Here is an 11,108-nt window from a genome sequence, read left to right on the forward strand (position 1 = left end):
TCCTCGTGCACGACGTAGTTGCCGGTCAGGGCTCCAAGGAGGCTGTCGTGGAGAACTCGTCGCCACTTCCCCCGAACGTCCCCCCGCGCCCGTCCAGCGCTCCCACCGTGCGCACGACGGCTGACTCGACGGAGTCGCCGGACGGCTGGCGGGATGAGTACGAGGCCGATCCGGAGTACCAGGCCATCCTGGCGCGGATGGAGAACCCCTGGTGGAAGCGGCCTGTGGCCCTCGCGGGCGGTGTCGTCGTCATCGTTGTCGCTTCGTTCTTCCTCGGCTTCAGCTCTGGCGGCGGCGGGGGTTCGGACAGTCTGACCGCAGCCGAGCAGGGTAAGGCCGATGCTCAGCGGATAGTCCGGACTCACGCTAATGACGTGACGCTCTCCTATAGTTCGCCGGAGTTCGACTGCCATGTGGCGGAGAACGGAGTGGGCTTCATCAACCTCTACACCGATGCGCAGGTCCAGGAGTACATGGCGGCCTGCGAGCAGGAGTTTGCGGCTCTCACTCACCAGTAACGTGTAGGGGCTCCGCGGGTCCGAATTTAAAAAGCGTCAGGCGGCCCGTACCAGTACGCGCTTGGCCTTCGCCCTCGTAGCCTTCTCGGCCTGGGCGACGGAGAGATGCCGGAAGAGCTTCTGGCCTCGGTGATCGAGGCCCTCGACTTTCAGGTGTCCTCTGCGGACCCAGCTATAGACCGTCATGACGCTGACGCCCGTCAGGTTGGCCGCCTCGCGGCCCGTCATCCAGACCTCGGTGTCCTCCACTGAAGCCCTCCCCGAGCATGCGAAAGGCCCCGGTCCGCCAGTGGCGTCGGGGCCTGCGCGAGGACGTACGTGTCCTGCTGCGTTCGATTATGCAGTCGTTCGTTAGGGAAAGCAAGTACTAGTTCCGGCGGGGCGATGCCGGGGGCCAGGCACCGGGGAACCGAGCCCATATGCCGTCCGGGAAGGGCTCCCTGCGGATCACTGTCCCCATGGCGGTCCGGAAGTGGTGGCAGATGTCCCCGTACCGGGGTGCCGCCCACTCCTCTTCCTCTGCCACACCATCAGGGTCGCGGAAGATCTCGGCGTGACCCCACAGGACGACCCGCTGAACTTTCGGGTCAGGGAACCTCAGAGCCTGGGCCTCCAAATCTCGCAGAATCATCCGGAGGTCTGCGATCCACTGCTGACGGGCCTCCGGCATGCGTGTCGTCGGCACACCATCCGCGAAGTGATCCCCTATCGCATAGGTCAGTCGGATGATCTCGTTGGCGGCCGTCTCGGACAGGCCTAGCAGGTACGTCCGCTCGGCCTCGTGGGCTGTCTTCCGCTGCTGCCAGATCACGGCCCCCGTGGAGACCCCTGCACCCACCACAGCACCCGCGAGACCCATTAGCCCCGCCAGCGTCTCTGCCTGCATGTCACTCCGTCTCGGGCATCCGAGCTGGGCCAGTCGTTGCGTCAGGGGCCGCCCCCTGGGGAGGGAGGATCCCCAGTGCCTGCTGAAGTTCGTGGGCCCGTTCCTGGTCCTCGTCGTCCAGGCCGCCGTAATCGGCCTGCCGGGCGAGGGCTGCCAGCTCGGCTGTCATCCATTCGCGCCGGTAGTGCTCGATCGCCTCTGCGATGGCAGGGGCCATGTCCCGCTTCTCCGGAACCTTCGACCCACGGACGAACAGACCCAGGAACTTCAACGCCTCGGAGAGGAGAAGGTTGGTCTCCACCTCGTACTCCCGCCACTCGGGATCTCCGTACCACTCCTTGATCACGCGGAGCAGCATGAGGGCCTGTCCGCGCGTCTCCTTGTATGCGTCCGGCAACAGCATGATCGCGCTGTTGGCCGTGGCGATGAGCGTCTTGCGCTCTCGATTCCAGGCCGCTCTGGTCTCGTGTGTCCCCCTGCCCACGAAGGTCTGGGCTTCCAGCTGTACGCGGAGCTGGGTGAGGGTGTCGAAGGCGCGCTGGGCATTCGCCCGAGCCTGAGCAAGAGCTGTCGCCTTGTCGCTGCTCCGGGCCTGGAGCCACGAACCGAGGATCGTGAAGGCTCCACCGGCCAGGGCACCCAGCAGCGCGGCCCCGAACTCCATCGACCAGAGCTTGCTCAGAAATTCATGCATGCCGATCATCATGCCGATGGGGCCAACCCGTATGGGGCTGATCCCGTCAAGTCCTCGGCGGCCGGCCTCGCCGCTCGCGGACTCAGCGTTCGGCTCCCTCCCTCGAAATCCTCATGACCTCCTGGATGTAGGCGTCGGTCTCTCGGGCCGTGAGGAGGGCTCGAGGGAACGCTGGCAGCGGCTGGTTGCGGACCGCTGCCCCCAAGCAGTCAAGGCCGTACTGGCAGATCTCCGACATCATCACCATTGTCGTCATGTGCCCCATCTACATGCCGCTGGTCTGGAAGGTCCGCCAGGGCCGCTCGATCCTGTACCAGATCAAGTGGTACTCGTGCCTGAACCGCGACGGCGACTACTTCGAGAGCGCCGTCCTGCGGGACGAGATCCGCCGCAAGCGGGCCGCCAAGGACATGGAGGTCCAGCGCACCTCGGCCCGCCGGGTGCCGGACCGGGCTACCTGGACTTCTTGCACTCGGTGAACGGCGCCGTCGCGGGAGCCCCCTTCACGCCAGCGGACCTGATGTGCGGTGCTGCCGTCCTGGCGGACGCGCCTGCGGATGCTCGCCATGGGAGGACCGTAGGACCCTTCTCAAGATCCCGGGTGGCCACCAGTGTGGCCACAGGAGAGACGAATGAGGCCGGCGACTGCGTTTCCGCAGATCACCGGCCTCATTCCACAGGGTGAGTGACGGGACTTGAACCCGCGGCATCCTGGACCACAACCAGGTGCTCTACCAGCTGAGCTACACCCACCATGACCGGCGCTTCGAGGAGTGCTTTCCCCGACCGGCCGAGAAGAAGTCTACATGGTCCGCCGGGGTGCTCGCGCACAGGTTTTCGCGGAGGCGTCCGTGCGGGCCCGGCCGGCTGCCCGCACGGACCGGGGGAGGTCCGCGCCTGTCACTCGGCGGGCAGGACGTGCTTGGCGGCGATCGCCTTGGCGGTGTCGGAGTCCGGGCCGGGCTGCGGGACGAAGACGGCCTCGCGGTAGTAGCGCAGTTCGGCGATCGACTCGCGGATGTCGGCCAGCGCCCGGTGGTTGCCGTTCTTCTGCGGGCTGTTGAAGTACGCCCGCGGGTACCAGCGGCGGGCCAGCTCCTTGACCGAGGAGACGTCGACGATGCGGTAGTGGAGGTAGTCCTCCAGGACCGGCATGTCGCGCAGCAGGAAACCGCGGTCGGTGCCGACGGAATTGCCGCACAGCGGGGCCTTGCCCGGCTCCTTCACATGTTCCCGGACGTACGCGAGGACCTGCTCCTCGGCGTCCTTCAGCGTCGTGCCGTCCGCCAGCTCGGCGAGGAGCCCGGACGCGGTGTGCATCTGACGCACCACCTCCGGCATCGTCTCCAGCGCCCGCTCCGGGGGACGGATGACGATGTCCACGCCGTCGCCGAGTACGTTCAGCTCGGAGTCGGTGACGAGGGCGGCAACCTCGATGAGAGCGTCGTCGGACAGCGAGAGGCCGGTCATCTCGCAGTCGATCCACACCATGCGATCGTTCATGCGACCACCCTAAAGCGGGCGTGCGCTTTTGGGATGCCCCCTGCCGCCCCCTGGCTTCCGCCGTCTCGTCCTCGGGCCTGTGCCGGCCCGAGGACGAGAGAAGGGTCACGCGGTGCGGCGGGTCAGCTGCCGCTGCGCGGACCCGGCAGCAGACTCACCGCGCCGGCCGCGGCACGCCGGCTCTGCATCGGCACGCCGCTGTCCGGATGCAGCATGGCGGGCACATGGCCCACCGGACCGGGTCCCCCGGGCAGACCCGCGGGCGGTCCCTGCTGGCCGACCGGGGACATCGCGGAATCCGGCTCACCGTGCCGGTCGCCCTGCGGACGACGGGCCCGGTAGGCCGCGCGGTACGCCGCCGGGGACGAGCCGAGCTGGCGGCGGAAGTGCCCGCGCAGCGCGACGGGGGAGCGGAAACCGCACCGGCCCGCCACCTCGTCCACGGAGTAGTCCGACGTCTCCAGCAGGCGCTGCGCCTGCAGCACCCGCTGGGTGATCAGCCACTGCAGCGGTGCGCTGCCGGTCAGCGAGCGGAACCGGCGGTCGAACGTACGGCGGCTCATGTAGGCGCGTGCCGCCAGTGTCTCCACGTCGAACTGCTCGTGGAGGTGTTCCAGCGCCCAGGCGACGACCTCGGCCAGCGGGTCGGCGCCGATCTCCTCGGGTAAAGACCGGTCGAGGTAGCGCTCCTGGCCGCCCGTCCGGCGCGGCGGTACCACCAGGCGCCGGGCGAGCGCGCCGGCCGCCTCGTTGCCGTGGTCCGTCCGCACGATGTGCAGACACAGGTCGATGCCCGCGGCGGTACCGGCCGACGTCAGCACGTCGCCGTCGTCGACGAACAGCTCCCGCGGATCGACGTGCACCGACGGATAGCGCTTGGCCAGCGTCGGCGCGTACATCCAGTGGGTGGTCGCCGGGCGTCCGTCCAGCAGTCCGGCCGCCGCGAGCACGAACGCGCCCGTGCACAGCCCTACGATGCGGGCACCCTCCTCGTGCGCTCGCCGCAGGGCGTCGAGCGCCTCCTCCGGCGGCGGCGAGGTGATCGAACGCCAGGCCGGTACGACGACCGTGCCGGCGCGTGAGATCGCCTCCAGTCCATGTGGTGCGGTGAGTTCCAGGCCCCCTGTGGTCCGCAGCGGGCCTTCCTCGCCGGCGCACACCAGCAGCCGGTAGCGCGGTACTCCGGCGTCCTGGCGGTCGATGCCGAACACCGACAGCGGAATGGAACTCTCGAAGATGGGGCCGCCGCTGAACAGCAGCACGGCGACGATCTCCTTGCGGCGGCGCCCGGAGAGCTTCCGGGCCGCGGCTTCCGGCGTGGCAGTGGAGTCGTGGCTCATACTGCTAAGCCCCCCTCGGTGGTCGCGGCTCCTCGGTTGTGTCGCTCCTGCACGTTTCCCCTCGGTCCTGCACGAGTCCCCCGCCATAAGACGTCAAGATCGAATTTACTGGCTACCGCGGTCTCACGGTGGCCGGTTCGACACGCCGGACATTGTCGACATGACAACTTGGCGTGAAGCATTCGATCACGAAGCGTTGCACTCACGGGCCGCGTAGGGAAGTACGCCTTGTCGCAGTGGCCAAACCGCGTAGGGTGCGCAGCGCCCCGTGGACCCTTTCCGTGCAGGTGGAACGGGGGTTGGGGGGTGGTCGGGACCCCTCCAGGGCGATATCCAGAAGTTGGCTGAAAAGATGCGTCCGAGGGTGCGGAAACCGGTCAGTCGACCGGTGTCTGCCCCCGGGTGTGACGTCCGCCTCTTTGCGTGGCGCAATCCGCGGCACATCGCTCGGAGCGGCGCAGCAGTACCCGGCACGCGGCCGTGACCGCGGTCAGGCCCAGCGCGGTGCCCGCCGCGCCGGCCAGCGAGGTGCCGTACCAGAGCAGGACCACGGGGACGAGGACGCAGCTGAAGGCCGCCCAGCGGATCACGTCGCTGACGGTGTCCGGCGCGCGGCGCGGCTCGGAGTGCGGTCCGGGTCGGGGCATCTCGTACTCCCTGTGGCGGTGGCTCACCCCGGTACAACGCCCGTTCGACGCGTCGGTCACCGGCCGCGCATCTGTGAATCCCGTGCAAACCGCCTGTACGGGGCAGCAACCATTGCGTTGCGGGCGCGGCTCGTGCATGCTCCGGTGAACCCCTACGGACCACGGGGTGCCGCTCACGGAGCGTGCGCGGTGACTGGGCTCAGGAGGAGTGCCGCCGTACCCTTGGGGGTATGGGCTTGGGAAGATGTTTCCCGGACACAGCTCCGCCGCACGCTTTCGCAGCACACTGTCGTCCCACCCATGACCCATGAAGGATCACGACGCCGAGACAGCCATGGCCGGTCACGAATTCTCCGAACCCGCGGACCGCAAGCGGCCGGTCGCCGACCCCACGGCGGCCGACCCCCTGGCGGCGGCGGAGGCACGCCCTTCCTGCGACCCCGCCTTCCGGCACGGAGTGGTCGTCGGCTTCGACGGCTCCACGTCCAGCGAGCGCGCCCTCGCCTACGCGATCGGCATGGCCCACCGCTCCCACGCCGGGCTGATCATCGTCCACGTGGCCAACCGGCTGCCCACCACGGTGTGGGCCGGCTGTGAGCCGCCGGTCTTCGTCGATGTGCCGGACCACCGCACCGAGGTCCTCGGTCTCGAACTGGCCTGCGCGGACTATCTGGCCGAGGTGCCGTGGATCCTGGTCGAGCGCGGCGGTGACATCTGCCACGAACTCGAAGAGGTGGGCCGCGAGTACGAGGCCGACGCGATCGTCGTCGGGTCCACGCACGGCATCGTCGGCCGGATCTTCGGCTCGGTCGCCGGCCGGCTCGCCAAGCGGGCGCAGCGGCCCGTGATCGTCATCCCCTGACGGACCTCACGCTCCGTCAACTCCCTTTGTGCAGCGCGAAACTACTCGCGCGTAGAGGTGGTTTGTGTCCTTGTGAAGGGCATATACCGGTCACCGCTCAACCGCACAGCACGAAGGGAGCCCGCCGTGGACAACGAAGTCTCCGCGGGAATCGTGACCACCACCGTGGTCGGCCGACTCGCCCTGGGGATCACCCTGTTGGCGTTCGGGGTCGGTCTGACCGGCGTGATCGACGGCGTGCGGGCCTCCGACGCCGTGAACGTGGCCCATTACGTGGGCGGCGTCGCCCTCTTCCTCGTCGGCCTGCTGGCCCTCCGCGACAACGCCGGCTCCGGTGTGGCGTACGTGGCCCTCGGCGCCCTGTGGTTCACCTGGGCCGTGTCGGGTGCCTCGTCGGCCAACGCGACCGGGCTGTTCCTGCTGCTGTTCGCCCTGGTGGCGCTCACACTGACCCTCGCGGGCGGCGACACCCTGGGCCAGATCGTGCACGGGCTGCTGTTCCTGGCGATGGTCGTGCTCGCCGTCGCGGCCTTCGCCGACAGTTCGGCTCTCGCGAAGGTCGCGGGCTGGGTGGCCGTCGTCTCGGGCGCGGTGGCCTGGTACGCCGCGACCGCGGCGCTGGCGCACTGGCCGACGGCCGTTCCCGGGCGTGCCGCCGGCCGGGGGGTGACGGCCACCGGCTGACAGCTAGCGGCACGGAAAGGACCCCCATGTGTCCGCTGGGCGCACGTGGGGGTCCGTTCCGTTCTCGGGCCGCTCGGGGCGGGTTACTCCACCGTCACCGACTTCGCGAGGTTCCGCGGCTTGTCGATGTCCCGGCCCAGGGCCATGGCCGTGTGGTAGGCGAGGAGCTGGAGCGGGATGCCCATGAGGATCGGGTCCAGTTCGTCCTCGTTCTTCGGGACGAGGATCGTCTGGTCGGCCTTCTCCTGGTGCTGGTGGGCCACGGCCAGGATCTTGCCCTCGCGGGCCTTGATCTCCTCCAGGGCGGCGCGGTTCTTCTCCAGCAGGTCGTCGTCGGGGACGATCGCGACCGTGGGCAGCGCGGGCTCGATGAGGGCCAGCGGGCCGTGCTTCAGCTCGGAGGCGGGGTAGGCCTCGGCGTGGATGTAGGAGACCTCCTTGAGCTTCAGGGAGGCCTCGCGGGCCACGGGGTAGCCCCGGACGCGGCCGATGAAGAGCATCGAGCGGGCGTCGGCGTACTCCTCCGCCAGCTTCTTGATCTCCTCCTCCTGCTCCAGGATCTCGGTGATCTGCTGCGGCAGCCTGCGCAGGCCCTCGATGATCCGCTTGCCGTCGCGGACGGAGAGGTCGCGGGTGCGGCCGAGGTGCAGGGCGAGCAGGGCGAAGGCGACCGTGGTGTTGGTGAAGCACTTCGTCGAGACCACGCAGACCTCGGGGCCCGCGTGCACGTAGACGCCGCCGTCCGCCTCGCGGGCGATCGCCGAGCCGACCACGTTGACCACGCCGAGGACGCGGGCGCCCTTGCGCTTCAGCTCCTGGACGGCGGCGAGGACGTCGTACGTCTCGCCGGACTGGGAGACCGCGACGTAGAGGGTGTCGGGGTCCACCACCGCGTTGCGGTACCGGAATTCGGAGGCGGGCTCGGCGTCCGCGGGGATGCGGGCCAGTTCCTCGATCATCTGGGCGCCGATCATGCCCGCGTGGTACGAGGTGCCGCAGCCGAGGATCTTCACGCGGCGGATCTTGCGCGCCTCGCGGGCGTCCAGGTTGAGGCCGCCGAGGTGCACGGTGGAGAACCGGTCGTCGATCCGGCCGCGCAGCACCCGGTCCACGGCGTCGGCCTGCTCGTGGATCTCCTTGTGCATGTACGTGTCGTGGCCGCCCATGTCGTACGAGGCCGCCTCCCACTCCACGGTGGTCGGCTCGGCGGTGGTGCGGGTGCCCTCGGTGGTGTACGTGCGGAAGTCGTCGGCCTTGAGGGTGGCCATCTCGCCGTCGTCGAGGGTCACTATCTGCCGGGTGTGGGCGACCAGGGCGGCGATGTCGGAGGCGACGAACATCTCCTTCTCCCCGATGCCGAGGACCACCGGGGAGCCGTTGCGGGCCACCACGATGCGGTCGGAGAAGTCGGCGTGCATCACCGCGATGCCGTACGTGCCCTCGACCAGCCGGAGGGCCTCGCGGACCCGGTCCTCCAGCTTCTCGGCCTGCGAGCGGGCGACGAGGTGGACGAGGACCTCGGTGTCGGTCTCGGAGAGGAACTCGACGCCGTCCGCCTCCAGCTTGCGGCGCAGGTCGGCGGCGTTGTCGATGATGCCGTTGTGCACGACGGCGACCTTGCCGTCGGCCGACATGTGCGGGTGGGCGTTCAGGTCGGACGGGGCGCCGTGGGTGGCCCAACGGGTGTGCGCGATGCCGGTGGTGCCCTTGAAGCGGGCCGGCACCTTGGCCTCCAGGTCCCGCACCCGGCCCTTGGCCTTGACCATCTTCAGGCCGGGCGTCTTCGGGGAGGTGACGACGATGCCCGCGGAGTCGTAGCCGCGGTACTCCAGGCGCTGGAGGCCTTCCAGCAGGAGGGGGGCGACGTCACGCTTCCCGATGTATCCGACAATTCCACACATGTATAAAGGTATCCCTTGAGTGTCGCTCGTCGGGTCCCGGCCGGTTCTCAGCCGTAGACCATGCGGCGCAGCTGCCTGAGCGTCAGCTCCGGCGGCGCCACCGCCCGGTATTTCAGATCCGCCTCGATCCGGTCGAAGATCTCCGCGTTCACCAGGCCCTGGGCCTGCAGTTCACGGTGGCGGCGACGGACGAAGTCCTGGGTCGTCTCGTCGAAGAACGCGAGCACGTCCTGGACCACCCGCAGCGCCTCGCCCCGACTCAGGGGCGTGGACCGCGTCAGGTGATCAACCAGTTCCTCGTGCACCCGGTAGATCCTGGGGTACCGGCCGCCGTTTCGCAAGGAGCGTGCCCGATTTCGGGCAGGCGTCTGTTCAATCTCTTATGGAGTGCTGTTCGCAAGCCGTCCATTTTGTGTCTTGCGTCTCGTTGCCCGGACCCACGAGTTTCGGACGCCATGGACATTCCACGTATGGGCGTTCCCGAGAAGCTGGCCGAGCGCATGAGCATGGCCGAGCGGCACGAGTACCTGCACGCCAGGTTCTCGCGGCGCACGATGATCAGAGGCGGTGCCGTCACGCTGGGCGCCGTCACGGGCGGCGCGTTCGTGACGGGCGCCACCGCCCGGGCCGCCGCACCCACCCAGCGCACCGCCCCGGCGGGCGAGTCCGTCGACGGCGCCCTCGTCGCCCCGTTCGGCCGCCACCTCGCCTACGGCAACGACCCGCGCACCGAGATGGCCGTCTCCTGGCAGGTCCCGGTCGCCGTGCGGAAACCGTTCATCCGCATCGGCGCCCACCCCTGGGACCTCTCCCGCAAGATCGAGGCCGAGGTCCGCACCCTCTACACCCCGGCCGGCGTCGGCGCGAGCGGCGACCACACCCAGTACTACGTGCACGCCCGGCTGACCCACCTGCGCCCCGGCCGGACCTACTACTACGGGGTCGGCCACCAGGGCTTCGACCCGGCCGAGCCGCACCTGGCCGGCACCGTGGGCACCTTCACCACCGCCCCGGCCCACAAGGCGCCGTTCACCTTCACCGCCTTCGGCGACGAGGGCGTCGGCTACCACGGCCTGGCCAACAACGCCCTGATCCTCGGCCAGAACCCGGCCTTCCACCTGCACGCCGGTGACATCGCCTACGGCGACCCGGCCGGCCAGGGCAAGTCCACCGACACCGGCTTCGACTCGCGCACCTGGGACCAGTTCCTCGCCCAGACCGAGACGGTCGCCAAGCAGGTCCCCTGGATGCCGGCCTACGGCAACCACGACATGGAGGCCTGGTACTCGCCCAACGGCTACGGCGGCGAGGAGGCCCGCTGGAGCCTCCCGGACAACGGTCCCGACCGGAAGAACCTGCCGGGCGTCTACTCCTTCGTGCACGGCAACACGGCGGTCATCTCGCTCGACGCCAACGACATCTCCTTCGAGATACCTGCAAATCTGGGCATATCCGGTGGAACTCAGACCAAGTGGCTGGAAAGCCAGTTGAAGAAGTACCGCGCGTCGAGGGACGTCGACTTCATCGTCGTCTTCTTCCACCACTGCGCCTACTGCACCTCCACCGCGCACGCCTCGGAGGGGGGCGTGCGCCAGGAGTGGGTGCCGCTGTTCGAGAAGTACACGGTGGACCTGGTCATCAACGGCCACAACCACCAGTACGAGCGCACCGACGTCATCAAGGGCGGCAAGGTCACCAAGAAGCTGCCGATCGGCGGCACGGCCTACCCCGAGACCGAGGGCGTGGTCTACGTCACCGCGGGCGCGGCGGGCCGCAGCCTGTACGCCTTCTCCGCTCCGGACTCCTACGAGGGGCACGAGCACGAGCGCGAGTCCGTGGCCTCGTTCGTCAACACCAAGGACGGCAAGGTCGACGAGACCGTCACCTGGTCCCGGGTGCGCTATCTCGACTACTCCTTCCTGCGCGTGGACGTCGAGCCCGCGCCGCGGGGCCGGCAGACCACGCTGAAGGTGTCGGGCATCGCCGAGACCGGTGACCGCATCGACCACTTCACGGTGTCCCGCAGGGCGAAGTAGGCCCACGCGCGCCCGCGGGGCCGGGGCGCGCCGAACG

Annotated in this window: 13 protein-coding genes and 1 tRNA gene; 5 read left to right on the forward strand and 9 right to left on the reverse strand. The window is 69.0% G+C overall.

Annotation, left to right across the window (positions count from 1 at the left end; translation table 11 throughout):
• The first annotated feature begins 47 nt into the window (after positions 1-47).
• A complete protein-coding gene (locus tag ABVB68_RS26445; protein ID WP_353603635.1) occupies positions 48-518 on the forward strand; it encodes a hypothetical protein in 471 nt (156 codons plus the stop codon).
• A gap of 36 nt (positions 519-554) precedes the next feature.
• On the opposite strand, the gene ABVB68_RS26450 is transcribed toward ABVB68_RS26445, so the two are convergent.
• The 3 genes from ABVB68_RS26450 to ABVB68_RS26460 form a co-directional block, all read right to left on the reverse strand.
• Complete coding sequence (locus tag ABVB68_RS26450) at positions 555-767, reverse strand: helix-turn-helix domain-containing protein (protein ID WP_353603636.1); 213 nt, start codon at positions 765-767, stop codon at positions 555-557.
• Between the two features lie 118 nt (positions 768-885).
• The gene (locus ABVB68_RS26455; RefSeq protein WP_353603637.1) at positions 886-1,404 is read right to left on the reverse strand and encodes a hypothetical protein; all 519 of its coding nucleotides are present in this window, start codon (positions 1,402-1,404) and stop codon (positions 886-888) included.
• 1 nt (position 1,405) lies between these two features.
• Complete coding sequence (locus tag ABVB68_RS26460; protein ID WP_353603638.1) at positions 1,406-2,098, reverse strand: hypothetical protein; 693 nt, start codon at positions 2,096-2,098, stop codon at positions 1,406-1,408.
• A 254-nt stretch (positions 2,099-2,352) separates the two neighbouring features.
• Between ABVB68_RS26460 and ABVB68_RS26465 the strand changes: the two genes are divergently transcribed.
• The gene (locus ABVB68_RS26465; protein WP_353603639.1) at positions 2,353-2,577 is read left to right on the forward strand and encodes a hypothetical protein; all 225 of its coding nucleotides are present in this window, start codon (positions 2,353-2,355) and stop codon (positions 2,575-2,577) included.
• Positions 2,578-2,778: 201 nt separating this feature from the next.
• On the opposite strand, the gene ABVB68_RS26470 is transcribed toward ABVB68_RS26465, so the two are convergent.
• The 4 genes from ABVB68_RS26470 to ABVB68_RS26485 all read right to left on the reverse strand — a co-directional run bounded on the left by ABVB68_RS26470 (position 2,779) and on the right by ABVB68_RS26485 (position 5,588).
• A tRNA-His gene (locus ABVB68_RS26470) sits at positions 2,779-2,851 on the reverse strand.
• Positions 2,852-2,998: 147 nt separating this feature from the next.
• A complete protein-coding gene (orn, locus tag ABVB68_RS26475) occupies positions 2,999-3,601 on the reverse strand; it encodes an oligoribonuclease (RefSeq protein ID WP_353603640.1) in 603 nt (200 codons plus the stop codon).
• Positions 3,602-3,723: 122 nt separating this feature from the next.
• Complete coding sequence (locus ABVB68_RS26480; protein ID WP_353603641.1) at positions 3,724-4,941, reverse strand: helix-turn-helix domain-containing protein; 1,218 nt, start codon at positions 4,939-4,941, stop codon at positions 3,724-3,726.
• 377 nt (positions 4,942-5,318) lie between these two features.
• Positions 5,319-5,588: a hypothetical protein gene (locus ABVB68_RS26485; protein WP_353603642.1), complete on the reverse strand. Its 270-nt coding sequence runs from the start codon at positions 5,586-5,588 to the stop codon at positions 5,319-5,321.
• 334 nt (positions 5,589-5,922) lie between these two features.
• Between ABVB68_RS26485 and ABVB68_RS26490 the strand changes: the two genes are divergently transcribed.
• Positions 5,923-6,450, forward strand: a complete 528-nt coding sequence (locus ABVB68_RS26490; RefSeq protein ID WP_353603676.1) for a universal stress protein — start codon at positions 5,923-5,925, stop codon at positions 6,448-6,450.
• 126 nt (positions 6,451-6,576) lie between these two features.
• Positions 6,577-7,134 (forward strand): acetate uptake transporter family protein, encoded by a 558-nt coding sequence (locus ABVB68_RS26495; RefSeq protein WP_353603643.1) that lies wholly within the window; start codon positions 6,577-6,579, stop codon positions 7,132-7,134.
• 83 nt (positions 7,135-7,217) lie between these two features.
• Here the strand turns inward: ABVB68_RS26495 and glmS are convergent, their stop codons facing one another.
• Together glmS and ABVB68_RS26505 are read right to left on the reverse strand one after the other, a co-directional pair.
• Complete coding sequence (gene glmS, locus ABVB68_RS26500; protein WP_353603644.1) at positions 7,218-9,035, reverse strand: glutamine--fructose-6-phosphate transaminase (isomerizing); 1,818 nt, start codon at positions 9,033-9,035, stop codon at positions 7,218-7,220.
• Between the two features lie 47 nt (positions 9,036-9,082).
• Positions 9,083-9,340 (reverse strand): hypothetical protein, encoded by a 258-nt coding sequence (locus ABVB68_RS26505; protein ID WP_353603645.1) that lies wholly within the window; start codon positions 9,338-9,340, stop codon positions 9,083-9,085.
• 165 nt (positions 9,341-9,505) lie between these two features.
• Between ABVB68_RS26505 and ABVB68_RS26510 the strand changes: the two genes are divergently transcribed.
• On the forward strand, positions 9,506-11,071 hold the full coding sequence (locus tag ABVB68_RS26510; RefSeq protein WP_353603646.1) for a purple acid phosphatase family protein: 1,566 nt from the start codon (positions 9,506-9,508) through the stop codon (positions 11,069-11,071).
• Positions 11,072-11,108: the final 37 nt, after the last annotated feature.

Origin of the sequence: Streptomyces sp. NPDC096012, from assembly GCF_040426375.1 — a bacterium.
Taxonomy (GTDB): Bacteria; Actinomycetota; Actinomycetes; order Streptomycetales; family Streptomycetaceae; genus Streptomyces.